The sequence below is a fragment of the Tenacibaculum larymnensis genome, assembly GCF_028829235.1.
In the GTDB taxonomy this organism is placed as follows: Bacteria; Bacteroidota; Bacteroidia; order Flavobacteriales; family Flavobacteriaceae; genus Polaribacter; species Polaribacter larymnensis.
In genome coordinates this window covers 124313-151094 of record NZ_JAIWJY010000006.1, presented here as the reverse complement: position 1 = coordinate 151094, position 26782 = coordinate 124313, and the positions used below count along the sequence as shown (strand labels likewise).

The 26782-nt window shown below is 31.7% G+C and carries 26 protein-coding genes; 15 read left to right on the top strand and 11 right to left on the bottom strand.

Translation table 11 applies throughout. From position 1 onward, the window contains the following. Position 1 precedes the first annotated feature (1 nt). From hemN to LCI24_RS10370, 9 genes are all read left to right on the top strand, one after another. Positions 2-1387 carry an oxygen-independent coproporphyrinogen III oxidase gene (gene hemN, locus LCI24_RS10410; RefSeq protein ID WP_274640322.1) on the top strand — a complete coding sequence of 462 codons (1386 nt, stop codon included), beginning with the start codon at positions 2-4 and terminating at the stop codon, positions 1385-1387. A gap of 89 nt (positions 1388-1476) precedes the next feature. Continuing rightward, on the top strand, positions 1477-1812 hold the full coding sequence (locus LCI24_RS10405; RefSeq protein ID WP_274640321.1) for a hypothetical protein: 336 nt from the start codon (positions 1477-1479) through the stop codon (positions 1810-1812). Positions 1813-1923: 111 nt separating this feature from the next. After that, complete coding sequence (gene ccoS, locus LCI24_RS10400; RefSeq protein ID WP_073184498.1) at positions 1924-2088, top strand: cbb3-type cytochrome oxidase assembly protein CcoS; 165 nt, start codon at positions 1924-1926, stop codon at positions 2086-2088. Positions 2089-2121: 33 nt separating this feature from the next. Further along, complete coding sequence (gene ccoN, locus LCI24_RS10395; RefSeq protein WP_274640320.1) at positions 2122-4323, top strand: cytochrome-c oxidase, cbb3-type subunit I; 2202 nt, start codon at positions 2122-2124, stop codon at positions 4321-4323. Between the two features lie 5 nt (positions 4324-4328). Further along, positions 4329-4496 (top strand): CcoQ/FixQ family Cbb3-type cytochrome c oxidase assembly chaperone, encoded by a 168-nt coding sequence (locus LCI24_RS10390; protein ID WP_115902066.1) that lies wholly within the window; start codon positions 4329-4331, stop codon positions 4494-4496. Between the two features lie 14 nt (positions 4497-4510). Continuing rightward, positions 4511-5434 (top strand): cbb3-type cytochrome c oxidase N-terminal domain-containing protein, encoded by a 924-nt coding sequence (locus LCI24_RS10385; RefSeq protein ID WP_274640319.1) that lies wholly within the window; start codon positions 4511-4513, stop codon positions 5432-5434. 36 nt (positions 5435-5470) lie between these two features. Continuing rightward, the gene (ccoG, locus tag LCI24_RS10380; RefSeq protein WP_274640318.1) at positions 5471-6892 is read left to right on the top strand and encodes a cytochrome c oxidase accessory protein CcoG; all 1422 of its coding nucleotides are present in this window, start codon (positions 5471-5473) and stop codon (positions 6890-6892) included. Positions 6893-6956: 64 nt separating this feature from the next. Next, entirely contained in the window at positions 6957-7403 is a 447-nt protein-coding gene (locus LCI24_RS10375) for a FixH family protein (RefSeq protein ID WP_274640317.1), read from the top strand. Beyond that, a complete protein-coding gene (locus tag LCI24_RS10370) occupies positions 7403-8101 on the top strand; it encodes a sulfite exporter TauE/SafE family protein (protein ID WP_099214091.1) in 699 nt (232 codons plus the stop codon). Before LCI24_RS10375 ends, LCI24_RS10370 begins: the two co-directional genes overlap by 1 nt. 39 nt (positions 8102-8140) lie before the next feature. Here the strand turns inward: LCI24_RS10370 and LCI24_RS10365 are convergent, their stop codons facing one another. Continuing rightward, positions 8141-9445 carry a hypothetical protein gene (locus LCI24_RS10365; RefSeq protein ID WP_274640316.1) on the bottom strand — a complete coding sequence of 435 codons (1305 nt, stop codon included), beginning with the start codon at positions 9443-9445 and terminating at the stop codon, positions 8141-8143. A 129-nt stretch (positions 9446-9574) separates the two neighbouring features. Here LCI24_RS10365 and LCI24_RS10360 point away from each other — a divergent pair, with 129 nt between their 5' ends. After that, on the top strand, positions 9575-10411 hold the full coding sequence (locus LCI24_RS10360) for a universal stress protein (RefSeq protein ID WP_274640315.1): 837 nt from the start codon (positions 9575-9577) through the stop codon (positions 10409-10411). A 67-nt stretch (positions 10412-10478) separates the two neighbouring features. On the opposite strand, the gene LCI24_RS10355 is transcribed toward LCI24_RS10360, so the two are convergent. The 9 genes from LCI24_RS10355 to LCI24_RS10315 all read right to left on the bottom strand — a co-directional run bounded on the left by LCI24_RS10355 (position 10479) and on the right by LCI24_RS10315 (position 20487). Then, entirely contained in the window at positions 10479-11183 is a 705-nt protein-coding gene (locus LCI24_RS10355; RefSeq protein WP_274640314.1) for a DUF4369 domain-containing protein, read from the bottom strand. A gap of 40 nt (positions 11184-11223) precedes the next feature. Further along, complete coding sequence (locus LCI24_RS10350) at positions 11224-12531, bottom strand: DUF819 family protein (protein ID WP_274640313.1); 1308 nt, start codon at positions 12529-12531, stop codon at positions 11224-11226. A gap of 42 nt (positions 12532-12573) precedes the next feature. Continuing rightward, on the bottom strand, positions 12574-13239 hold the full coding sequence (locus LCI24_RS10345; RefSeq protein WP_274640312.1) for a DUF2490 domain-containing protein: 666 nt from the start codon (positions 13237-13239) through the stop codon (positions 12574-12576). A gap of 140 nt (positions 13240-13379) precedes the next feature. After that, positions 13380-15299 (bottom strand): S9 family peptidase, encoded by a 1920-nt coding sequence (locus tag LCI24_RS10340; RefSeq protein ID WP_274640311.1) that lies wholly within the window; start codon positions 15297-15299, stop codon positions 13380-13382. A gap of 44 nt (positions 15300-15343) precedes the next feature. Further along, on the bottom strand, positions 15344-18538 hold the full coding sequence (locus LCI24_RS10335) for a WD40/YVTN/BNR-like repeat-containing protein (RefSeq protein WP_274640310.1): 3195 nt from the start codon (positions 18536-18538) through the stop codon (positions 15344-15346). 96 nt (positions 18539-18634) lie between these two features. Beyond that, positions 18635-18802: a type II toxin-antitoxin system antitoxin gene (locus LCI24_RS10330; protein ID WP_081728321.1), complete on the bottom strand. Its 168-nt coding sequence runs from the start codon at positions 18800-18802 to the stop codon at positions 18635-18637. 138 nt (positions 18803-18940) lie between these two features. Then, positions 18941-19441: a hypothetical protein gene (locus tag LCI24_RS10325; protein WP_274640309.1), complete on the bottom strand. Its 501-nt coding sequence runs from the start codon at positions 19439-19441 to the stop codon at positions 18941-18943. Position 19442: 1 nt separating this feature from the next. Then, the gene (locus tag LCI24_RS10320; protein ID WP_121148363.1) at positions 19443-19610 is read right to left on the bottom strand and encodes a DUF4177 domain-containing protein; all 168 of its coding nucleotides are present in this window, start codon (positions 19608-19610) and stop codon (positions 19443-19445) included. Positions 19611-19626: 16 nt separating this feature from the next. Further along, positions 19627-20487, bottom strand: coding sequence for an SPFH domain-containing protein (locus LCI24_RS10315; RefSeq protein ID WP_274640308.1), 861 nt, complete (start codon positions 20485-20487; stop codon positions 19627-19629). A 122-nt stretch (positions 20488-20609) separates the two neighbouring features. Here LCI24_RS10315 and LCI24_RS10310 point away from each other — a divergent pair, with 122 nt between their 5' ends. From LCI24_RS10310 to LCI24_RS10295, 4 genes are all read left to right on the top strand, one after another. Beyond that, entirely contained in the window at positions 20610-21398 is a 789-nt protein-coding gene (locus LCI24_RS10310) for a S1/P1 nuclease (protein ID WP_274640307.1), read from the top strand. Between the two features lie 129 nt (positions 21399-21527). Beyond that, on the top strand, positions 21528-22040 hold the full coding sequence (locus LCI24_RS10305) for a TlpA disulfide reductase family protein (RefSeq protein ID WP_274640306.1): 513 nt from the start codon (positions 21528-21530) through the stop codon (positions 22038-22040). 6 nt (positions 22041-22046) lie between these two features. Continuing rightward, on the top strand, positions 22047-22667 hold the full coding sequence (locus LCI24_RS10300; protein WP_274640305.1) for a thioredoxin family protein: 621 nt from the start codon (positions 22047-22049) through the stop codon (positions 22665-22667). A gap of 115 nt (positions 22668-22782) precedes the next feature. Further along, the gene (locus LCI24_RS10295) at positions 22783-25281 is read left to right on the top strand and encodes a M14 family metallopeptidase (protein WP_274640304.1); all 2499 of its coding nucleotides are present in this window, start codon (positions 22783-22785) and stop codon (positions 25279-25281) included. Between the two features lie 106 nt (positions 25282-25387). On the opposite strand, the gene LCI24_RS10290 is transcribed toward LCI24_RS10295, so the two are convergent. After that, positions 25388-26293 carry a hypothetical protein gene (locus LCI24_RS10290; protein WP_274640303.1) on the bottom strand — a complete coding sequence of 302 codons (906 nt, stop codon included), beginning with the start codon at positions 26291-26293 and terminating at the stop codon, positions 25388-25390. 265 nt (positions 26294-26558) lie between these two features. Here LCI24_RS10290 and LCI24_RS10285 point away from each other — a divergent pair, with 265 nt between their 5' ends. Further along, on the top strand, positions 26559-26714 hold the full coding sequence (locus LCI24_RS10285) for a YqaE/Pmp3 family membrane protein (RefSeq protein WP_073184478.1): 156 nt from the start codon (positions 26559-26561) through the stop codon (positions 26712-26714). The last annotated feature ends 68 nt before the right edge of the window (positions 26715-26782 follow it).

Here is a 26782-nt window from a genome sequence, read left to right as displayed (position 1 = left end):
AATGAAACAAAATAGTATTAAGAACATGAATTCACTTATTCAAAAATATAACATTCCAGGACCTAGATATACAAGTTATCCAACAGTTCCATATTGGGATAACGAAACATTTTCAAAAGAAAAATGGATAGAAACTTTTAAGCGTTCGTTTATAGAAAGCAATTCCTCAGAAGGAATTAGCTTATATATTCATTTACCATTTTGTGAGAGTTTATGTACGTTTTGTGCTTGTCATAAGCATATTACAAAACGTCATGAAATGGAAGATCCGTATATAGAAACCGTTTTAAAAGAGTGGCAGTTATATGTTGATTTAGTTGACGAAACCCCTGTAATAAAAGAAATACATTTAGGTGGAGGAACACCAACATTCTTTTCAGAGAAACAATTAAAAAGGTTAATTGAAGGAATTTTTATTAATGTTGAAAAACATCCAGACCACGAATTTAGTTTTGAAGGGCATCCAAACAATACTACAAAAGAACACTTGCAAACATTGTACAATTTAGGTTTTACAAGAGTAAGTTTTGGAGTACAAGATTATAACCCAAAAGTACAAGAAGCTATTCATAGAGTACAACCTTTTGAAAACGTAGAAAAAGTACACAATTGGGCAAAAGAAATAGGTTATACGTCTATTAGTCATGACTTAGTATTTGGACTTCCATTCCAAACAAAAGAAAACGTAATTCATACTATTAATAAAACAAAAGAATTAGAACCCGATAGAATTTCATTTTATAGTTACGCGCATGTTCCATGGGTAAAAGGAGTAGGGCAACGTGGATTTAATGAAGATGATTTGCCAAAAAATGAAGAAAAACGCGAGTTGTATGAAATAGGTAAAGAATTATTTGCCGAAATGGGTTATGTAGAAATTGGAATGGATCATTTCGCCTTAGCTACCGATAGTTTATACAAAGCCACCCAAGAAAAAACATTGCACCGCAATTTTATGGGATACACTGCAAACAAAACACAGTTAATGGTAGGTTTAGGAATGTCGTCAATCTCTGATTCTTGGTATGGATTTGCACAAAATGTAAAAACTGTAAAAGAGTATGAAAGAATTGTAAACGAAGGAGAAATCCCTGTGTTTAGAGGGCATATATTATCGGAAGAAGACTTAATAATAAGAAAACATATTTTAAATATTATGTGTCATTTCTCCACTTCGTGGGAAGAAGAGCAATTACAAATAAAAAATGTAGAAACACATATAGGAAAGTTAGAAGAAATGATAGATGATGGTTTGGTTTCTATTGAAGGGAAAAAGTTAACAGTTCCTGAGAAGGCAAGACCCTATGTACGTAATATTTGTATGGCATTTGACAAGAAATTGCATGAAAAACAACCAGAAACAAAATTGTTTTCAATGACTATTTAATTAGTTGGTAATTAGTGTTTTGTGGTGGTTTTTGTTGTGTTTTTACTAAAAAAATGATTAAATTTGAGTAAACCTAAAAACCAGACGTCATGAAATCATTTGAAGTAAATTGGTCAAAGGAAGAGCTACAAACCTATGTTTTTATCTATTGTATTAATGCAGATTATAAAGAAACAAAAGAAGAACTCGAAGCTATTTCTTTAAGAACGAACCAAGAAACGTACAAAAAGATGCATGAAGAGTTTGAAAAAGATAATGACTATGCTAGCATTCAAAAAATTAATGAATCACTCAAAAAATTAAACTACGGTAAAGAAGAAATAAATCAGCTATTCGAAGAAATAAAAGAATTATTTCTATCAGATGGTAGCTATGCTATTTTAGAGAAAAACCTTCTAATGGGTTTACAAAGATTACTTAAATAAAGAGAACGCAAGTTCTCTTTATTTTTTTGAAAAAAAAACTCAAACATGACAAAAGTCATATTTTAAGAAAACCTTCACAGTTACCTTTGAACTATAATTATCAGGCAAGATATGAGCGTTATTTACTTACTACTATCACTAAGTATTTTAGTGGCTATTATTTTCTTTATAGCATTTATTGTTTCAGTAAAAAAAGGGCAGTACGATGATTCGTACACGCCATCAGTTCGCATGTTGTTTGATGATGAACTGGTAAAAGAAGAAACAAAGAACTAACAATTAACAATAGATATTAAATTCAAATAGATTATGGAAATGCAACAATTTTATTACGATAATAAGATCGTAAAAAAATTCATCTACGCAACCTTACTATGGGGAATAGTAGGTTTTTCAGTAGGATTGTTATTGGCTTTTATGTTTTTATTCCCAAATTTAACTGATGGAATTTCATGGTTGAGTTTTGGGCGTTTAAGACCATTACATACAAATGCAGTAATTTTTGCATTCGTAGGAAATGCCATTTTTGCAGGAGTTTACTACTCACTACAACGATTACTGAAAGCGCGTATGGCGAGTGATTTTTTAAGTAACTTTAACTTTTGGGGATGGCAGTTAATAATTGTTGCAGCAGCCATAACACTTCCGTTAGGGTATACAACTTCAAAAGAATATGCCGAATTAGAATGGCCAATTGATATAGCCATAGCATTAGTTTGGGTAGCTTTTGGTGCTAACATGATTTGGACAATCTTACAAAGAAGACAACGCCATTTATATGTAGCAATTTGGTTCTACTTAGGAACTTTTGTAACCGTAGCGGTATTACATATTTTTAATAGTTTAGAATTACCTGTAAGCTTTATGAAAAGTTATTCAGTATACGCAGGTGTTCAAGATGCATTAGTACAATGGTGGTACGGACATAATGCGGTAGCGTTCTTCTTAACGACTCCGTTCTTAGGGTTAATGTACTACTTTGTTCCTAAAGCGGCTAACCGTCCGGTATATTCATATAGATTATCTATTGTACACTTTTGGTCGTTAATTTTTATCTACATCTGGGCAGGACCTCACCACTTATTATATACATCATTACCAGATTGGGCACAAAACTTAGGAGTAGCATTCTCTGTAATGTTAATTGCACCATCTTGGGGAGGTATGATTAACGGATTACTAACACTTCGTGGAGCTTGGGATAAAGTAAGGGTAGACCCAGTATTAAAATTCATGGTAGTTGCAATTACAGGGTATGGTATGGCAACGTTTGAAGGACCTATGTTATCATTAAAGAATGTAAATGCAATTGCACACTTTAGTGATTGGATTATTGCTCACGTACACGTAGGAGCCTTAGCATGGAACGGATTCTTAACTTTCGGTATGTTATACTGGTTAGTACCAAGAATGTTTAAAACAAAATTATACTCTACAGCATTAGCAAACTTCCACTTTTGGATAGGTACCTTAGGTATTATCATGTATGCATTACCAATGTATGTAGCAGGATTTGTACAAGCATCAATGTGGAAACAATTCAACCCTGATGGAACCTTAACATATGGTAACTTCTTAGAAACAGTAAACGAGATTATTCCAATGTACTGGATGCGTGCTATCGGAGGAAGTTTATTTATACTAGGAGCATTTGTAATGTTATACAACATTGTTAAAACTGTAAGATCAGGTAGTGGAGTAACAGATGAATTAGCAGAAGCGGCAGCATTAACAAAAGTATCTAAATATAGAACTTCTAAAGAAGGATGGCACACTTGGTTAGAAAGAAGACCAGTAAAACTAACTATCTATGCTACTGTAGCTATTTTAATTGGAGGTGTTGTGCAAATTATACCAACATTATTAGTGAAGTCAAATATTCCAACGATAACAAGCGTACAACCATATACACCATTAGAATTAGAAGGAAGAGATATTTATATCCGTGAAGGATGTGTAGGATGTCACTCACAAATGGTTCGTCCATTCAGGTCAGAAGTAGAGCGTTATGGAGAGTTTGCAAAAGCAGGAGAGTTTGTATACGATCATCCATTCTTATGGGGTTCTAAACGTACAGGACCAGATTTATTAAGAGTTGGAGGAAAATATAATGACAGCTGGCACTTAAATCACATGTACGATCCGCAAAGTACTTCACCTGGTTCTATCATGCCTTCATACCAATGGTTAGTAAGAGATAAACTAGATAAGAGTGATACAGAAGGCAAAATGAAAGCAATGGTTAGCTTAGGTGTTCCTTATACTGAAGAAGATATAGCTAATGCGCAAGCAAGTATGGAAGAACAAGGAGCTAAAATTCAAGAGAACTTATATGCTGATCCAGACTTTGCAACAAATTATGAAGCAGATAAAAAGTACGCTCAAGAAAACGGACAAACTTTCATTGAAATGAAAGATAGAGAAATCGTAGCCCTAATTGCTTATTTACAACGACTAGGTACCGATATTAAGATTAAAGATGTTGAAGATCAATTAAGCGCTAAAAACTAGAAATCATGTTAAAGTTTGTAAAAAACCATATGGAAACTATTGCAGGTATTGAAATATACCCAATTATTTCGCTAACCATATTCTTTACATTTTTTGTAGTGTTGTTTTGGTGGGTGTTTACGGCCAAAAGAGAATATATAAGTAATGTAAGTAAATTACCTTTAGATAATTAGTAAAATTAAACAAGATGAAAAAATATTTTCAATCTATAGTATATATCATTTTTGTTGCAGTTACCTTTTTTGCTATAACAACTGCAATTAAATCATACGAAAACCCATTTAGCCTGTATGAACATCCGTTAGTATGGATAGCAATTGTAGGGCTCGTAACAGCAGTTGTGTTAAAAGAAGCTTTAAATATAGTAGCGCAACAAAAAGCAGAGCAACTTCAAATGGAAAAAGATGGTATTCAGCCAGAAGAAGTTGATAACTGGGCTTGGGCGAAGAAAATTATAAATAAATGGACGGAAGCTAAAGCGATAGAAGAAGAGGATGAAATTATATTAGATCATAACTATGATGGAATTAAAGAGCTAGATAATAACTTACCACCATGGTGGCTATATATGTTCTACGCAACAATAGTTTTTGCAGCTGTATACTTAGTAAGATATCATGTACTGGGAGCAGATAACCAAGAGATGGAATACGCCCAAGCTGTAGCAGAAGCTAAAAGAGAGTTAGCAGCATTTAAATCAAATTCTAAAGAAGCAGTTATTGATGCTGAAACAGTAACAGTTTTAACAGATGCTGGTGATTTAAGTAGAGGTAAAGCTGTATACAACTTAAACTGTGCTGCATGTCATATTGCAGATGGTGGTGGAGGTATTGGACCAAACTTAACCGATGAATATTGGATTTTAGGAGGAGGTATAAAAAATATCTTTAATACTATTTCTAATGGAGGTAGAGACGGTAAAGGTATGGTAGCTTGGAACAAAACGTTGAAGCCAAAAGATATTCAAAAGGTAGCAAGTTATATTATTTCTTTACAAGGAACTACTCCAGCAAAACCAAAAGAACCTCAAGGAGAGTTATATAAAGAAGAAGGTCAAGCGCCAACTGTTGCTGAACCTGTAGAAGAGCAAGTAAAAGACAGTATTCAATAAAAATAGTAGTTACAAATTAGTTTTTAATAGTTGATTATGGAAACACCCAAAAACGAACAATTCAGAGATAGTATTGGCACTATAAATGATGAAGGAAAAAGGGCTTGGGTGTTTCCAAAAAAACCAAGTGGTAAGTTTTATAAATACCGAAGCTATGTAAGCTACTTTTTATTAGCATTTTTATTACTAGCACCGTTTGTTAAAATCAATGGAAATCAGTTTTTACTATTTAATGTTTTAGAACGTAAGTTTAACATTTTTGGATTTCCTTTTTGGCCTCAAGATTTCCATTTAATGGTGATTTCAATGATAATAGGAGTAGTATTTATCATCCTATTCACTGTTGTATTTGGTCGAATTTTCTGTGGATGGATTTGCCCACAAACCATTTTTTTAGAAATGGTTTTCAGAAAAATTGAATATTTAATAGAAGGAGATAGAGGAAAACAAATTCGTTTAGCTAAACAAGCATGGAATGCTGAAAAAATAAGAAAAAGAGTTTTAAAATGGATAGCCTTTTTTATCATCTCTTTTATTATAGCAAACGTTTTCTTAGCGTATCTTATAGGAAGTGATAAATTAATAAGTTACATAACAGGTAACCCATTAGACCATATTAGCACTTTAATATCATTGCTAATTTTTACAGGGGTTTTCTATTTTGTTTTTGCATGGTTTAGAGAACAGGTGTGTATTATAGCTTGTCCTTATGGTAGGTTGCAAGGAGTACTGTTAGATAATAAAACTATTAATGTTGCTTATGACCACGTAAGAGGAGAAGGAAAAACAGGAAGGGGAAAGTTTAATAAAAAAGAAGATAGAGCAGCGACAGGAAAAGGAGATTGTATAGATTGTTTTCAGTGTGTGAATGTATGTCCTACAGGAATTGATATTCGTAATGGTACACAGTTAGAATGTGTAAACTGCACCGCCTGTATTGATGAGTGTGATCACATGATGGAAAAGGTAGGCTTACCAAAAGGGTTAATCCGTTATGCAAGTGAAGAAAATATTGTTAAGAAAGCGCCTTTTAAGTTCACTGCAAGAATGAAAGGGTACTCAGCAGTATTGTTTATTTTAATAGGGATTTTAGTAGGAATGCTATTTTTAAGAAATGATGTAGAAGCAACAATTTTACGATTACCAGGTCAGTTATATCAACATAAAGAAAATGGGGTTATTAGTAATATTTACACTTTTAAAGTGGTAAATAAGACAACAAAACAGATTGATAATGTGAGTTATAAATTGTTGTCTCATAAAGGAAAAATAGAAACGGTAACACATCAAGATTTTGAAGTCCCAAAACAAGGATTGGCAGAAGGAACTTTGTTCATAGAGTTACATCAATCTGAAATGAAAGACGAAAAAGAAAAACTAAAAATAGGAGTGTATAGTGGCGATAAACTTATTGAAACAACTACAACCAATTTTTTAGGACCAAGAAGTTATAGATAAACCAGTCTAAGGTTATTAGTTTTCGTAAGTATGACTAAGAACTAAAGGCTAAAAATTAAATAAAATGAAACTAAACTGGGGCACGGGTATAGTAATAGCAATTATAGGGTTTATAGGCTTTATCATGTATTTTGTAATCACTATGAGTACAGGTAAAAACTATAACCATGATTTGGTAACTGAAAAATACTATCAACAAGAATTAGAATTTCAGAACAAATTAGATGCTACTAAAAATGCGAAAGCATTAAAAGACAATATTAAGATAGAAAAAGTTACTGAAGGAATTAAAGTCCATTTTCCAACAGACTTTAATCCTAAAGATATAAAAGGAAAAGTGTTCCTATACAGACCATCTGATAAACAATTGGATTTCGAAATGCCTATTTCGATTTCCGAAACATATTTGCTCGTGCCTGAGAAACGTTTGTTGGGTGGTCGTTGGAACATAACAGTTTCCTGGAACTACAAAAATAAAGATTATTTATTTCAGAAAGAGTTGGTGTATTAATGTTTCTCTCAGCAATTATATTTGGTTTATTAGGAAGCTTCCACTGTATTGGTATGTGTGGTCCTATAGCCTTTATGTTACCTGTAGATAGAACGAATAAAGTAAAGCAGTTTTTTCAAATTACCAGTTATCATTTTGGACGCTTATTTACTTATAGTTTAATAGGTTTTTTGTTTGGTTTATTAGGAAAAGGATTTTATTTCTTCGGATTTCAGCAACAACTTTCTATCATTGTTGGCGTATTAATGATTTTGGCAATCCTTGTTCCCAAAACCTTTCAAAAATACAACTTCTCAAATCCAATAAATAAATTGGTAATGAAGGTAAAATCTTCTCTGGGAAAAGAGTTAAAGAAAAAAGGAAATGATACCTTTTTTACAATTGGCTTTTTAAACGGTTTTTTACCTTGTGGCTTAGTATATATGGCAGTTTTTGGAGCACTAACTACAACAAATATGTTGTCAGGAAGCCTATATATGTTTCTATTCGGGTTAGGAACTATACCGTTAATGACAGCAGTGGTTTATGTAGGTAACTTTGCAAATGGCTTGGTGCGAAAAAGAATTCAACAAGCAATACCTTATGTTGTAGTTTTTATAGGCGTATTGTTTATTCTTAGAGGATTAGGGTTAGGAATACCTTATGTTTCTCCACTTCCTGTAACAGATATTCATAATTCAGTTGAAGGCTGTCATTAATCATAATTTAAAACAGCCTAAATAATACTTATTTACTAGTTAGTTCTTTTGTTTATTAGTTATACCAATACCTTGTGTTATACGGTTTCCTTGATTATCGATTATTACATTTCCTTTTAATGTAAAAGCATCATAAAAACTAAGAATTGTTTTGTTTGGTAAAAAAGTTGCATCCACAGTAACTTTACCATAAGTATCATTAAAAAAAGGATTGTTTTCTTCATTAAAATCCCATAGTTTATTTCCTGTTATAGTATCATATGCTGAAATGATATAAGGAGTTTCTTTTTTTATGTTGACTTTGTGTCTAATAATAACAACATTATTTGTGTAAGAAATAATTTTAGCATTTAAAAACACAGCTTCTTGTAAAGTAGTAGCTAGCTGTTTCTTTTTTGCAAATAATTTATACCTATGTTCGTTTATACGTCTTAAATAGTATGTACTGTTAGTGTATTTGTATTTATCAGTAATTAAATTATCATCTGTATGTAAGTATAATACCTCACCATAATTAGTTTTTACATAAATACTACTTTTTTGAGCAGACGAGTAACTTAATTCGGCAATACCACTTTTTTGATGTTTTTTAGGCATCATACGGTTTAAATCTTCCTTGTTTTTTATAACGATGTTGCTGTTAACCATGCTAAAAGCTTTTATATAATTATTAGAAGCTTCAAATAACCATAAGGTATCTTTTGCACTAAAAGTGTAAACATTATTGCCTGGAATAACTAACTTTTCAAATAAAACAGTATCTATTTTGGTAGTGTTAAATTTTCTTACAACTAAAAAAGAAGAGTCATTGCTTACGGTTTTGTGTTCTTTAATATAATTACCTTTTATTTTTTGTATACCTATTTCCCAAATTTCATTATTAGGATTATATATACGCTCTTTAAGTACATAAGCACCTCTTTCATTGATGTTTAAAAAAGAATCAATATTAATGTATTTGGGCATAAAGTAGAAGCTAACAATAAGTAGTGTTAAAATAAAATCTCTTTTGGCTAATTGCGTGTTTTGCGCTTTAAAATTTAAAAATGTTGCGATAGCAGAAAATACTCCAAAGTAAAAAATTAAAGCAATAAAAATCACTAAAAGTAAGGGTAAGGCTACATATAAACCATCATTATTTAATACAAAAAAATCAAAAGTCCATCCATTTTGTCCTGGTTTATATGAATAATGTGTACTAGTATATGCTATAGGTCTATTAAAAAAAAGACGATTGGGTACGGTAATAAAGAATTTTAATAAAATACCTAAAATAGAAACGACCATTAAAGAAATAAAGGCACGTACAATAACGCCCACAAATTTAGAAGAGTTTTTATTCATAACAAATGTAAAATCTAAGAAAGCAAATGTATAGAATATATAGTGGTTTATAAAGTGACAAAAATCATAGTTTTACTAATAAAATTTAGGTAACTTTATAGGAGACATTAAACCTAAAAGTAATTAATCATGAAAAAAATTATAGTCCCAGTTGATTTTTCTGAATATTCTGAAAATGCTTTACAAACAGCAGCTTTTTTAGCAAAAAGATCAGACGCTGAGGTATTGGTAGTACATATGCTTGAGTTGTCTAACGCTGTTTTAAGTCGCTCAGAAAGCTATTTACAACAAGAAATGTTGTTTTACCTACAAATGTCTGAAAAAAAGTTAGCAGAATTTTTAAAGAAAGATTATTTATCAGGAATAAAAGTAACACCAGTTATAAAACATTTTAAAATATTTAGTGAGATAGACCTTTTAGCAAGAAACGAAGGAGCAGATTTGATAGTTATGGGATCTAAAGGAGCTAGTGGTTTAAAAGAAATGTTTATAGGTTCTAATACAGAAAAGGTTATCCGTTACGCACATGTACCTGTATTAGTAATTAAAGAAGAGCCAATAGTAAAACAAATAGAAAAGGTATTGTTTGCTTGCGATTTTTCTGATGACGATGTGAAACCATATAAAGAAGCAAAAGAATTTCTTAAGAAATTTAATGCAGAAATAGAACTAGTGTATGTGAGTACTCCAACCTCTAAATTTAAAAGTACAAAAGAGTTAGAAGAAAGAATGAAGCGTTTTTTCAATCAAACTAATGAAAGTTATGAAGAATGCGCACAGAAAGTAAAAATTATTTCTGATTACACTGTAGAAAAAGGAGTGTTTTACTACGCCAATAAAATAAACTCAGATGCCTTAATGGTAGCTACACATGGTAGAAAAGGAGTAGCACACTTTTTTGAAGGAAGCATTTCAGAAGATATTGCTAACCATAGTAAATTGCCAGTGTTGTCTTTTAAAATTTAATACACAGAAAATAAAAAAAGCTCATTCAAATTGAATGAGCTTTTTTTATCTTTACAAGAGGAAAATTTTACTTTTCTTCTTTAGCTTTTATATCATCTACAAATTTTTGTAAACGTTTACCATATTCAGAGCTTTTAACTTTATCTGTTAAACTGTTATTAATAGTATCTAAAAGTTGAATGTTAGCGTCGTATAGTTCAGATAATGCAATATATGGTGCAGCTTCACTATCAGCGTTTGCAATGGCAAAGTTTGTAGAGAATAAGTAACGACGACGGATCATTTTTTTGTAATCAGCTTCTACCTGCTCTAATTGTACTTCGTCCTGAGCTTGACGAGCTTCAACTTCTTTTTTAACAAAGTCTAAACGTTGATCTATAAATCGTTGGTTTACTTTACGGTATTCGTCCATTACCTCTTGGTTTTTAGAACCTTTAATTTCAGGCTTAAAACCAAATTCTTCAATTTTATCGTTTATAGTAATTTCACCTTCTTCACCAAAAAACATGATGTGTTTATCTGTGGTATTACCATCAAAAGTTAGGTAATATATTACAGGAGATTCAATATTATCTGTTAGTATAAATTTATCATCACCTAACAACGCCATAGAATCAACAGATACCAATAATGTATCCTTCATCTTTTGAAGATATAAAGTACCTTTTTTTAATCCTTTAATCTGACCTTTAACAACCATGTTACCCTCTTTTTTAGAGGAACAAGCAAAAGCAACAAGTGCAATTGCGAAAAGAGCAATAATTTTCTTCATTGAATTCAAAATTTGTCTGTTGCAAATATGCAGATTTCTCCTAAACTTTTGAGGCTATTTCCATTAAAATTGTACATAGGATAGCACCTACAGTACCGATAGCGTATCCAAAAACAGCTAATAAAACACCTACGGTTGCTAAAGAAGGGTGAAAAGCTTGTGCTACAATTGGAGCAGAAGCAGCTCCTCCTACATTTGCTTGACTTCCTACAGCTAGGAAGAAATATGGAGCGCGAATTAATTTAGCTACTAATATTAATAATCCAGCATGAATTGCCATCCATACTAAACCAATAAAAATTAAATTGAAATTATCAAAAATTAGCGTTAAGTCCATTTTCATACCAATAGTTGATACGAGTACATAAATGAAAATACTTCCTATTTTACTAGCACCGGCACCTTCGTAATTTTTAGCTTTAGTAAAAGATAAAACAACAGCAGCAATTGTTGATATACTAATTAACCAGAAGAAGTTAGAACCCAAGAAAGAGAAAATGTTTCTCATAGTTTGAGACTCCATACTTGCTGTAAACGAAGCAAAAACATCACTTAAATACGCTCCTGCAAAATGACCAAAACCAACAGTTCCAAAAGCAATAGCAAGCATAATTATAAAATCGGTTAAAGTTGGATTTCTTTTAACACTTTGAGTAAAGTTAGAAACTCTTTGTTTTAAATCTTCAATAGCTGAGGTATCAGCTTTTAACCATTTATCTATTTTATCTTTTTTACCAATTCCAATTAAAATGATTGCCATCCAAATATTAGCCACTACAATATCAACAAATACCATTCCTCCATATTTAGCAGGATTGTATTGGTAAATTTCTAGCATGGCAGTTTGGTTAGCTCCACCACCAATCCAGCTACCAGCTAAGGTAGAAAGTCCTCTCCAAACAGCATCAAAACCTGCACCGCCAACTGTTTCTGGCGAAACAGAAGAAATTAATAAAATAGCTATAGGCCCTCCAATTACAATTCCTATAGTACCTGTAAAAAACATGATTAATGCTTTTGAACCTAAGTTAAAAATAGCTTTTAAATCGATACTTAAAGTCATTAAAACTAAGGCAGCAGGCAATAAAAATCTACTAGAAACATAGTATAGTTGTGATTTGTTTTTTACGACTTCGCCAGCAGCACTAGTAGTTTCCCATTCTGGGGAGATAATACCAAGTGTTGTGAATATTGCAGGGATAAAATAAGCCATAAATAATCCTGGGACTATTTTGTAAAACTTAGGCCAAAACCCTGTAGTTTTAGATTCTGTATAAAATACAAAACCTAACGAAATCATTAAAATACCAAATACGATTGCATCGTTTGTAAAAAGAGGTGCTTCCATTTAAAAATAATTTGTCGCTAAAGTATGAAATATTAGTTAGTTCTATTTTCTATGATCTGTGCTGATTGCAACTCCTAATTGAATTCTATTAAAGTTACCAACCTCATTTAGATTTATCAGTTGATATCCTGCTTGAAGCTTAACTATATCAGATACTTTGTATTTAAAACCAGCTCCAAACCAGTTTTGATTATAGGCTTCACCCTTAAAGTCTAAAAAAGTTTCATTATACAAATATGTAGACCATTTTTCATTGATAGGATACCCTAAGGCCAATTGGTATCGGAAAAAATTACCAGTTGTAGATTCAAAAAAACGTTGTTCTCCTCTAAAACGATGTGCTAAATTTAAGCTAGCTATTTTATGCTTTACATTTAGGTCTTCATAAATTCGATGCTCATTAAAATCTCCCGCATTAATATCAAAAGTTCTATCTGTATTTAAGAAAGCGTATCCTACAGTAGCGCTTAAAGTTTTGTTGAATTTATAGTTACCACCTAAGCGTCCAATGAATTGCTGCATATCGTCTCCAATTTCAAAAAAACGGAAATGCGCCATGCTTTTTAAACTAAACTTATCAGAAATTTGATGAGATCCGTTGTACATATACCATACACCTAATTCTTTTGTTGGGTCTGGGGCTGCTGATTGTTGAGCGAAATTATTTAATGAAAATAAAGTGATAATTAATAAAGTTAACTTTTTCATAATTGTTAAAGTGGTTGTTTGTTATATTAAAAATCCCCTACATATTTGGTATATGTAGGAGATTTAATTGTTATGTAAGCAAAAATAAAAACCAGAGTTTTCTTACGAAAAATTAGGATGTTAAAATTGCGCCAACTTGTTTATAATTCATCATTTTTAATAGGTTCTTCTTTTTTTAGATAAGTATCTAAAAATTGTAAAATTCTACTATTAGCTTCTATTTGATTTTCCTTTTTAACAAAACCATGTCCTTCATCATCAAAAAGAACATATTCTACTGGAACTCTATTTTTCTTAACTCCAGCTACAATTTCATCAGACTCCACTTGTAAAACTCTTGGGTCTTTAGCTCCTTGTAGTACCATTAATGGTTTTGTTACTTTATCTGTATGAAATAAAGGAGAAATTCTTTTCAATCTTACCGAGTCTGCAGAGTGTGGATCGCCTAACTCTTTGTATAAAGCTTCTCTAAAAGACTCCCACCAAGAGGGAATACTTTTTAAGGTGCGCATCCAGTTCGTAACTCCGTAAATGTTTACACCTACAGCAAATTCCTCAGGAGTATATGTTAAAGCAGCCATTGTCATATAACCACCGTAAGAACCTCCTATGATTCCTATTTTTTCAGCGTCTATTTCTGGTTGTTTTGCTAACCAATTTTTACCCTCTACACAATCTTGTAAATCTTTTTCACCGTGGTTTAAATCATCCATAGTAAAAAAGGTTTTACCATATCCGCTACTACCACGATTATTAACAGCCAAAACAGCGTATCCGTGGTTTACTAAATATTGAATTCTTGAACTAAAATTTTGACGTGATTGTCCTCCTGGGCCTCCATGAACCCAAACTAAAGCAGGAACTTTAGTATCTTTTGAAGCTTGATGTGGTAAGTAGTAGATTGCAGGAATAGTTACTCCATCAAAAGAAGGGTAACGGATTACTTTCGCTTTTACTAAATCTTCGGGGTTAATTTCTTTATTTAATACATTAGTTAGTTGTGTTTGCTTTTTTGTTTTTAAGTCATACACATATAAGTTAGAAGGAGTGTTAGAGCCACCAGCATAAAAACGCATCATGCTTTCATCTCTAGAAAAACCAACACTAGTAATGCTTTTTCCGTTAACATTAGGTAGTTCTATGTTTTTACCAGCTTTAACATCATAAACTTCAATTACATTCTTAGCATCTTCATTAATATATGTTACTCTGTAGCTACCATTATAGGTAAAGTAACTTCCAGAAATATCCCAGTCTTTAGCTAATACTTTTTCTGTTTCGTTGGTACTAATAGTATATTTCATTAAGGTAGCAAATTCACCTTCCGCATCTGTTGTGTAGTAAAACTCAGTATCATCGATAGAAAAATCAGCTGCTGAATTACCACTTAATCTTAGGTTAATTTTAGTGATTACTTTGGTGGTTCTGTCAAACAAAAATAAATCACTATCGTTAGTATTAACCGTTTTACTTAATGCTAATATATTTTTGTTGTTTGATATAGCCGAAACGTTATAACCTTCTTTGTTCTCATAAATCATTTTAGGAGTAAAAGTTTCAAGATCCATTTCGTAGAGATCCATAAAGCGATTGTCTCTTTTGTTTGAAGTAAAAAAGAAGCTTTTTTCATCTTTAGCCCACCCAAAAAAGCTAGCTCTAGCTCCTTTAGTTGGTGTTAAATCTTTAATGTAACCATTAAGTTCTCTTAAAAAGATGTGGTAAATTTCATCACCATTATTATCCATTCTAAACAGCATTCTTTCATCTTTAGGGAAATAAGAGGTTGCAAAAACTGAAGAGCTATCTGATTTTGTAATAGGCTCTAACTCACCACCAGAAGTTGAAACAGTGTACATGTTATAAATTCCTGAACGATTACTAGTTACTAGTAATTTAGAGTTATCAGGAGAAAAACTTCCTCCAAAAACATTTTCGTTATCCATCATTTGCTCAATAGAGTATTTTTTGAGTGTTACAATGGCTTTGTCAGAATCTTTTTTATCCATTTTACAGGCAACTACCGAAATGGCAATGGCAAGTAGTAAGAAATGTTTTTTCATAAGTGTATGTTTGGGTTATTAATTTTTGTTTTTAGTAAGCCCTTTTATTCTAAGCTAAATTGCTTGGTTTCTTTAAAAGGGGACAAGTCTATTTTTTCAACTTCAATCTTATATTCTTTCCAATCTTTATTAAAGAAAGCATTGGTTTTTTCTAGTGCTGGTTTTAGTGCTTCTTTAAATTGAATAATTAATTGTTTTTCTGTAGAAGTTTGTTCGCCAAACCTACTATTCACATATCTGCTAGCTATTCCTAAACGTTGCGTAACATTCATTTCTGGATTTCGTGTAATACCCTGTCTTTTGTCTACTTTTCCTAAATAAACAGCTAAAAGTGTATCTATTTTTTTAACAATATCTTTAGAGTTTTTAATTGGTTCTTTGTAAAGTTTTTTGTCTTTTTTAGATAGTTTTTGATTGAAATTATTTGCAATATTTTTACTCTCAACTAACTGTTTTACCACATCAGCTATAATTTTTTGTTGAGACTCTAAGTCTTTGGCTGTTGCATATTTTTGATCGATTGCGTTTTGAGAAATACGAAGTCTAGGGTCAAACTTTACAGTAATATTTTTTTCTGATGTTTGGTTACCAAACGTAGCTTTTATTCTGTAAGTACCAGGTTTTACTTGTACACCTCTAGGTTCTCTTTTTTGTTTTCTGATTGTTCTTGAAGGTCGAGTAACACCTTTTTCACTCATAAACCAAACACCTTTGTGAATTCCATTTTCTTTAGGAGCTTTTCTTTTAATAGTTCGAATAAGTCTGTTACCATCAAAAACTTCAAATTTGATAGAGTCCCATTTCACAGTATTCTCATCCTCTTTTTTTAGTGGTTTCTTATTTTTTTCATCAGACTTTTTTACTGGTTTTGGTTTATTCACATAAAACTGAACCAAAGCACCACGACCTCTATTAGTTCCATTAAACATAGCATCAGCACCAAATCGGCTACCAGTGGGTTGTTGATATGCTGCTTGATATGCTGTTGGTGGTGTGAATAACTCAATATTTTTGGTAAGAATATTTTTGTCTTTAGCTAAGGCTCTTAATGGACGAATATCATCTAATACCCATGCTGCTCTACCAAAAGTACCAATAACTAAATCGTGTTCTCTTGGGTGAATTACTAAATCTTTTACAGGAACAGTAGGGAAGCCCTCAGTCCACTTAGTCCATTTTTTTCCTGCGTTTAAAGAAATATATAAACCATCGTCAGTTCCTAAGAAAAGTAAATTTGGTTCAATTGGGTCTTCAATAACACACTGTGTAAAGCTTTTTACATCATTTTCATCAACAATACGTTCCCAAGTTGTTCCATAATCTTTAGTTCTGTAAGCATAAGGTTTATAGTTAAAACGACGATAATCGTTAGCAACTAGTAAAGCTTCTCCTTTATTTTTGTTAGATGCTTTTATTTGCGTAATCCAACTGTTTTCCGGTAAACCTTTTAGGTTTTTGGCAACATTTGTCCAAGTTGTTCCTCCATTTTTAGTAATATGTACTTGTCCATCATCAGTAGCAGCCCACAACATATCTTTTTCAATAGGAGAGGGTTCAATTACTAAAACAGTACAGTGGTTTTCTGCACCAGTAGCATCCATGGTTAACCCACCACTTTCAGATTGTTTGAGTTTACTTTTATCATTTGTAGTTAAGTCTGGAGAAATTACTTTCCACGTTAAGCCTTTATCGGTTGATTTATGTACAAACTGACTTCCAAAATATAGTGTAGAATTATCAAAAGGATCAATATTAATAGCTGCATTCCAATTGAAGCGTAGCTTTACATTAGCATCAGGATGTGTTGGACGAACGGTATAGTTGTTACCTGTTTTGTAATCGTAGCGAGATACATATCCTTGTTGACTCATAGACCATCCATAACGCGAGTCGTCTTTATCAGGAATAACATCAAAACCATCTCCAAAACTAATCTCTTGCCAATACGAATTTCGTATTCCTTGTGCTTTCCATACATAAGCTGGTCCTCTCCAAGAACCGTTATCTTGCATACCCCCATACACATTATATGGAAACTCATTATCTACATTAATATGATAAAATTGAGCTACAGGTAAATTACCAATAAAACGCCAAGTTTTACCACCGTCTTTGGTAACATTCATTCCTCCATCATTTCCATCAATCATAAATTTTCCATTTTTTGAGTGAATCCACCAGGCATGATGGTCTGGGTGAATACCGTTATCAACTCCATATGCAGGCATGAGTTGTTTGAAGTTCTTCCCACCATCAATAGAAACATTTACGTACGTAAAAACAGTATATAATTTATGCTCATTTTGAGGGTCTACATAAATTTCTGAATAGTAAAAAGGTCTATTTCCAATGCCTTTTTTATCATTAATTTTTTTCCAAGAAAAACCACCATCTTCACTTTTATATAAAGCATTTTTCTTTGCTTCAACAAGAGCATACACAGTATTTGGGTTCGAAGGAGCGATTGCTACGCCAATTCTACCTAGTTCGCCTTTAGGGAAGCCTTCTTTTTCGGTAATTTTCTTCCAGTTATCGCCACCGTCATGAGTAATGTATAAACCACTTCCTTCACCTCCAGATTTAAAAAACCAAGGATCTCTTTTGTGTTCCCACATAGCTGCTATTAGTTTATTAGGATTGGATGGATCCATAATTAAATCAGCAGCACCAGTTTTGTTATTGTTGAATAAAATTTGTTTCCAAGTTTTACCACCGTCGGTAGTTTTATATACACCACGTTCTTTATGTTCTCCCCAAGGAGATCCGATAGCGCCTACGTAAACAACATCCGGATTGTTTGGGTGTATAACTACACGATGTATGTGACGTGTTTTTTCTAATCCCATTGACTTCCATGATCTACCACCATCAAGAGACTTGAAAATTCCGTAACCACCATTTAAACTATTACGAGGATTTCCTTCACCAGTTCCTGCCCAAATTACACTAGGATTGGATTGTTGTATGGCTAAAGCACCAATAGAAGCAGTTACTTCTTTATCAAAAATAGGTTCCCATTTAATCCCTCCTGAAGTAGATTTCCAAATACCTCCAGAAGCTGTCCCAACAAACATAATATCAGGGTTGGATTCTACAACATCAATGGCTGTTACACGTCCGCTCATTCCGCCAGGACCAATATTTCTTGGTTTCATGTTTTTGACTAAATCCATTGAGAATTCTTGAGAAAAAGCAGCACAAGAGAAGGTTATAAATAGGAGATAAAAAAGTTTTTTCATAATAGTTAGTTGCTTGTAATTTAAGTTTGTACAATGTACAAAATAGAAAACGCCCAATAAAATTGGACGTTTTTTTTAACAAGTTCTTAAGATTTGTTATTCTTCTTCTTTCTTTTTAGGCTCTCTTTTAGCTTCTTTAAGTGCTTGCATAAGCATCCATTCAATCTGCCCATTGGTAGATCGAAACTCATCTGAAGCCCATTTTTCAATGGCTTTTAACATATCTTCATTAATGCGGAGTGCAAAAGCTTTCTTTTTTGCCATGTTGTGTTTTATAATAGTGTTTTTTTGAAACGCTAAAATGGTTGCAAAAATACAATTTCAAATTTCTTTTAATTTACAGTAAAGACATTATAAAGGTTAAAATATATATTATTGTAATAGTTATTACTAGTATCATTATTAGTTGATTTTGTATTGATAGTTTTCTAATACATGTTTAGCTTCTTGTTCTTTTTTAGTTCCTATCAATAGTTTTTTGTTGTTTTTCAATTCTATTTGAATGCCAATGTTTCCAGAAATATTAATAGCTGTTCCTTTTCCTTTGTTCCAAAGAAAACCACCTTTTAATCCCCAGCCGCCATATTCGCCAATTGGCTCGTATTTTCTAACATGTATTTTATTAATTTCTGTCCAAGTAATTTTTCTCATTGAAAGATGAAATGGGAAAAACTGATAATGAATTCCAATTTCATCTATTCTAGTTGTTAATTTAAAGAAGAATATAAACGTAATAGATAAGGTGATACCAAGTAACGTTAATATAAACTCGGTTGAGCTCATAGTTGAATTTTCTTTCATGTACTCTTTTATAATAAGAGTTATAGGAAGAATTATACTTATTGTCATAAGAATAATTAACCATGATTGTGTAAACCGTTGTTCTTCTTTAAAAACTTTCATGTTATCGGTTTTTATCTCTTTCTAAAATAACTTCAATATTACCGTCACTTACTTGGTATGTACTAGCAACTCGCCAACCTTGTTTCGCATAATTGTTAATTTCATCTTCAAACTTTTGTCTTCCATTTGACCAACTAAACTTTCTATGTATAATTTTATATTCTTTCATTAGTAAGTAATCGTTTTTAATGATTTAAAGTTCCTGCATTTACTACTGGAGAAGCTTCTTTATCTCCACATAAAATAACCAATAAATTACTAACCATAGCAGCTTTGCGTTCTTCATCTAAATCAACAATCTCTTTTTTGTTTAATTCCTCCAAAGCCATATCAACCATGTCAACAGCACCTTGTACAATTTTATGACGAGCTGCAACGATGGCTGTAGCTTGTTGACGTTTTAACATAGCACTTGCAATTTCTTGTGCATAGGCTAAATAACCAATTCGTGCTTCTAAAACCTCAATTCCAGCAATAGCTAATCGTTCTTCTAACTCTTTTTCTAATGCTTCACTTACTTCGTTTACACTAGAGCGTAGTGTAATATCTTCTTCGTGTCCCTCATCAGCAAAATTGTCATACGGATACATACTAGCTAGTTTTCGTACAGCAGCATCTGTTTGTACACGAACAAAATTCTCATAATTATCAACATCAAAAGCAGCCTTATAGGTTTCGGTAACTCTCCAAACCAAAATGGTACTTATCATTACTGGGTTTCCTAGTTTGTCATTAACCTTTAAACGCTCACTATCAAAATTACTAGCCCTTAACGAAACAGTTTTCTTTTTATATAATGGATTAGCCCAGTATAAACCATTTTGTTTCACAGTACCTACATATTTACCGAAGAATAATAGAACTTTTGAAGAATTAGGATTCACTAAAATGAAACCTAACGCTAAGATAAATGCTAATACAGACATTAATATAAATATTGGGTTTTCGCTTTTTACTGATAATGCGATTCCGCCAATAAAAAGAATAAGTACAATAAAAAACATTACGTACCCATTTGCTGGTTTGATAATTTTTTCTGCTTTCATGTTTGTTTTATTTAAAGTGATATTAAAATGATATCATAAAGATATAAATTAAATTTTGTTAAATCCAAATTTTTGATGATTATATTTTATAATTTAGCTTCCGATTATAATTTAAACCGTTCATGAAGACAAAATTTTTAATAGTACTAGCTGCATTGTTAGTGAGTATTTCGTCAATAGCTAACAACGAAGATATTTGGGGACCAACAGGTCATAGAGCTACTGGAAAAATTGCAGAAAAACATTTGACTAAAAAAGCTAGAAAGAAAATTGAAAAATTATTACAAGGTGAGAGCTTAGCGTTTGTATCTACTTATGCAGATGAAATAAAGTCTGATAGAAAGAAGTATGGTAAGTTTTATACTTGGCACTATGTAAATATGCCATTAGATGCTCGTTACGAAGAAACAGAGAAAAATCCGAAAGGAGATATGATTACTGGTATTGAGCAATGTGTAAAAGTGTTAAAGGATGAAAATAGTTCAATTGAAGACAAGCGTTTTTACTTAAAAATGTTAGTACACTTAGTAGGTGATTTACATCAACCTATGCATGTTGGACAAAAAGAAGATTTAGGAGGTAATAAAATTCAGGTTCAATGGCATGGAAAAGGATCTAACTTACATAGAGTTTGGGATGAAAACTTGATTAATAAGTGGGATATGAGTTATGTTGAATTAGCTGATAATGCAAGAGATTTATCTAAAGAGCAAATTAAAGTAATTCAAAAAGGAACTGTTGTAGATTGGTTACATGATACACACAAAATTACTAAAGAGGTGTACAAGTCTGCTGAAGTAGGAGAAAACTTACGTTACCGTTATTCGTATGTTTATTTTCCTATAGTTAGAGAACAGTTACAAAAAGGAGGTTTACGTTTAGCTAAATTACTGAATGAAATTTTTTGTTAGTAGAACAAATAAACGATAATAAGAAGAGCTCGGAAATTGTATTTTCGAGCTTTTTTCTTGTTAATATTTAGTTAATTCTATCTTTTTAATGTGATAAACAGTTAATTTTGAGAGAAATCGTTTTAAAAAATGTTTAGAAGTAAATTCTTACTAATACTTATAGTAATTGCTCTTTTTAGTGGAAAAATAACTAAAGCTCAAGTTAAAACCATACCTAAAACAATTAAGATAACCACGTTAAATTACGAAGAGTTAAAACCATTTTTACATAAGAAGAATAATAAAACATATGTAGTTAATTTTTGGGCTACATGGTGTATGCCTTGTGTAAAAGAGTTACCTGCTTTTGAAAAACTTTATAAGAAATATAAAGATAAAGGTGTTGAGGTTGTTTTGGTGAGTCTAGATTTTTCTAAACAAATAGAAACGAACCTTATACCATTTATAAAAAAGAAAAAACTGCAATCTAAAATACTTCATTTTGAAGATTCAAATGAGCAATTTTGGATACCAGATATTGCAGAAAACTGGTCAGGTTCAATACCAGCTACGTTAATCTACAATTCTAACAAAAGAAAATTTTACGAACGAACTTTTAGCTATAAAGAGTTACAAAACGAATTACAAACCTTTTTAAACTAAATAATTATGAAGACATTTAAAATAATACTAATGTTATTGGTGGTAGCATCTATCTCAGCATTTACTAATGATACTTCTAAAGGCTATAAAATAGGGGATGAAGCTTCAGACTTTACATTAAAAAATATTGATGATACCATGGTTTCTTTGGCAGATTATAAAGATGCAAAAGGATTTATTGTTGTGTTTACATGTAATATGTGTCCGTATTCTGTAGCTAATGAAGATAGATTAATTGCTCTAGATAAAAAATATAAACAAAAAGGGTTTCCTGTAATAGCCATTAATCCGAACGATCCAGAAGTGTCAAAAGGAGATAGTTTTGAGGCAATGAAAGTACGTGCTAAAGAAAAGGGGTTTACATTCCCTTATTTGTTTGATGAAGGGCAGAAAGTATATCCTAAATATGGAGCAACAAGAACACCTCATGTATATATTTTAAATAAAAAGAAAGACAAATTAATTGTAGAATATATAGGAGCTATTGACGATAATTCTCGTGATGAAAACAATGTAAAAGAACGTTTTGTTGAAAATGCTGTAGAAGCTTTGTTGAAAGGAGAAAAACCAACAAAAACAGATACCAGAGCAATAGGTTGCTCTATTAAGGATAAAAGAAACAGATAATTAAATAGATAAAGATTAAAAAATGATAAATCCCGCGGTTTATGCGGGATTTTGTTTATTAGTGCTATTTACTGCCTAATTTTATAATCAATCGTAAAATGAAACCAAGAAAATAATGAAGAAATTATTACTATCACTACTATTTATCAGTGCTACATTAACAGCTCAAACTGTAGATTTGAGTTATTATTTACCAAAAGGTATTTCATATAACCAAAATATTCCGACTCCAAAATCAGTTTTAGGACATGAGGTAGGAGAGTGGCATGTAACACATGATAAGTTGGTAGAGTATATGAAGGCGTTAGCCAAAGCTTCTGATAGAGTGATGCTTGAAAATAGAGGAACAACTTATGAAGGAAGACCTTTAGTATTGCTAACAATTACGTCCTCTAAAAATCATCAAAATTTAGAAGTAATACGAGAAAATCATATAAAAGCAACGAACAATGCTTCTGTTGATGTTTCTAATAGCCCAATTGTGGTGTATCAAGGTTTTTCTATTCATGGAAACGAAGCAAGTGGTTCAAATGCAGCGTTGGCAGCAGCCTATTATTTAGCAGCAGCAGAAGGACAGAAAATAGAGGAGCTACTAAATAATTCAGTTATTCTTTTTGATCCTGCAATGAATCCTGACGGGTTACAACGTTTTGCATATTGGACAAATACAAACAAGGCAAATAATATCAATCCTGATCCGAATGATAGAGAATATCACGAAGTTTGGCCAGGGGGAAGAACTAATCACTATTGGTTTGATATGAATCGTGATTGGTTACCTGTGCAATTACCAGAGAGTAGAGCACGAATTAAAACCTTCCATAAATGGTTACCAAATATTTTGACCGATCATCATGAAATGGGAACGAATTCAACCTTCTTTTTTCAACCAGGAATTCCGAGTAGAACAAATCCGTTAACTCCAAAAATGAATCAAGAGTTAACAAAAGAAATAGCAACCTATCATGCAAAAGCATTCGATAAAATTGGTTCAACGTATTATTCAGAGGAAAGTTTTGATGATTTTTACTACGGAAAAGGGTCAACTTTCCCAGATATTAATGGAGGTATCGGAATTTTGTTTGAACAAGGAAGTTCTCGTGGACATGCACAAGAAAGTGAAAACGGAATATTAACCTTTCCGTTTACAATTCGTAACCAGTTTACAGCAGTATTGTCAACTTTGGAAGCTGCTAAAAATATGCGAACTAAAATCTTACAGTATCAACAAGATTTTTATAAAAATTCAAGAAGCTCAGAAACAAACAAAGCGATAGTATTTGGTGATGAAAAAGACGCAACGAAAACAAACCACTTAGCTGAGGTTTTACAACGTCATCAAATAAAACTCCACGAGTTAAAAGAAGATTTTACATCGAATGGAAAACGTTTCAAAAAAGGGTACAGTTATGTCGTACCTATGAATCAAAAAAATCACAGGTTGGTAAAAGCAATGTTTGATGTACGAACTACATTTAAAGATAGCTTGTTTTATGACGTATCCGCTTGGACGTTCAATCATGCATTTGGAGTCGATTTTGCAGATAATGTATCGTTGTCGAAAGCAGGAGTTGAGGTGACTCAATTACAACCAAAACAAGGAACAATTCAGCAAAAAAGTAGTGTGGGATATTTATTTCCTTGGAATGAATATAACACTCCTAAAGCTTTAAATGCGATTTTAGAAAAAGGATTACGAGCGAAAGTAGCGATGAAAAAATTTACAAACGACGGCAATTCATATGACTATGGAACTATTTTTATTCCAGCTCAAAATCAAGAGTTAAACGGAAATGAGTTGTTCGATTTCTTGGGAAAAGTAGCAAATGAAAACCATATTGAAATTAAAGGAGCATCTACAGGGTTAAATGAAGGAATTGATTTAGGAAGTAGAAATTTTGAAGCTGTAAAAAAACAAAAAGTAGCGATGTTGGTAGGAAATGGAGTAACAAGTTACGATGCAGGAGAAATTTGGCATTTGTTAGACCAACGCTACGATATGAAGTTAACAAAGTTAGATACACAGTACGCTACAAGAGTAAATCTTGATAAATATACAACGATTATTGTTCCAAATAGTCGCTCTATTGATAAGAATTTAGTAGAGAAACTAAAAGTATGGGTGCGTAATGGAGGAGTGTTAATCGGATATAGAAATGCAGCAAATTGGTTATCTAGCAGAGGATTTGTTAATGTAAAGTTTAATAAAACTAAAATAGATTCTATAAAAGATGTGTCATTTGAAAACCGTTCATTACAATCAGGAGCACAGGTAATTGGAGGAGCAATTTTTGAAGCAAAGATTGATCGTTCACATCCAATCAATTTTGGATATAAGAATGATAAAATAGCATTATTTAGAAATACAAAACAGTTTATTCAACCTGATGCAAAGAGCTATAACAATCCAATTCAGTACACCAAAAATCCTTTATTGAGTGGTTATATTTCAAAAGAGAACTTAAAAGAGTTGAAAAACACCGTTCCGTTTAAAGCAGGACGTCTAGGTAGTGGAAGGGTAATAGTTTTTACAGACAATACCAATTTTAGAGGTTTTTGGTTTGGAACCAATAAACTATTGATGAATGCTATTTTCTTTGGAAAGTTGATGTAATGGTTTGTGTTTTTGTGTAGGTAGGTGGATATAAACTAGTAGTGTAATAGCTGCTTAATTTTATTTATTACAAAATTAAGCAGCTATTATTTATATTGACAAAGTACTAATTTTTATACTTATGAGTAATATTTAAATAAGTGTTTTTTCTTTTTCCAATTAAATTCAAAGAATCATTTTCTAACTCATACTTAAAACTCAGTTCTATGGGTAACGTATTTTTTTTGGAGTTATAATACTCTCGAATATTACTCTTAGTTTCTTTAAGATCCTCCTCTTTAACATTCAATTTTTTTAAACTATCTTGAATAAAGTTATAGGCTCTATCGGAGTAATGTTTTACTTTAAATTTTAATTTTTTGTTTTTGTCATCGAGTTCTATTTTTCCATAATAGAAATTATCAGATGTGTCTCTGACCTTAACTCTATTGTTGAATTCTATATAAAGTTTGTCAATTTTGGTTTTAGTGTTTCTTGGGGTAATTTCCCATACTCCAAAAAGCTCGTTTTTAACCATATATTCTTTTTTAAGGTTATTGATATGTATATACCCGTATAGTATCATACAAGGAATGACTAGAAATTTTAACCAATAAAGAACTTTTATTTTAGCGGGTATTAATTCAGGAATAATAGATTCTTTTGAGGTAGATTTTAAAAAGTAGTTTGTCAAGGCTTTCCAATCTGAAAACAAAAGGAAGAGTCCCATGATTGTCAATCGAATTGACATGGGTTTTGCACCATCAATTTCGTAAAAGTAATTTATTAATAAGATGTTCACCATAAAACTCAGAAAAAGTATGATTCCAATACGTTCAGTTTTTCTAAATAATAAGAGTAAAGCTGATGCTATTTGAGTGCCTGCGATGACTAATCCATAAGTTCTAGAATAACCATAATAATGCCAAGTGAGCGTCAACCCATTAAAACTGTTTACATTCTCATCAATGGTAGATGAAAAACCTAAATTAAATTGTGTTTTAAGTATTTTAGCAAATGCATAAGAAAACATTTGAAGGGCAATGTAGTATCTACAAAATACTCTTAATAGATATAAAATATTCTTTTTCGAAAATGTCAATTTTTTTTGAATTTAAATTAAATAGTTCTCAAATATATTGACATTTCTATATCACAGCAAATAAATCCTTTTTAAAACAGTTTGCAAGGGGCAGCAGAATATATTATGTAGTTTACATAAATTTATCAGTTTTTAACACAAGTGTAACAAAATTCTAATTAACTCGTCTTTTAAGTATACTAACTAAAAAAGTACTATGAGTTTATTAAGAGTTTTATTAGCAATTTTTTTTCCACCGTTAGCAGTGATAGGTAAAGGTTGTGGATCTATTATTATAGTGTTTTTACTAACACTTTGTGGATGGGTTCCTGGAGTAATTGCTGCACTAATTATATTAAACAATCCAAATTAAACGATGTGTTGATTTGAGAATATGAATTAATTAAAAACGCCATTTTGAGTTTATCAAAATGGCGTTTT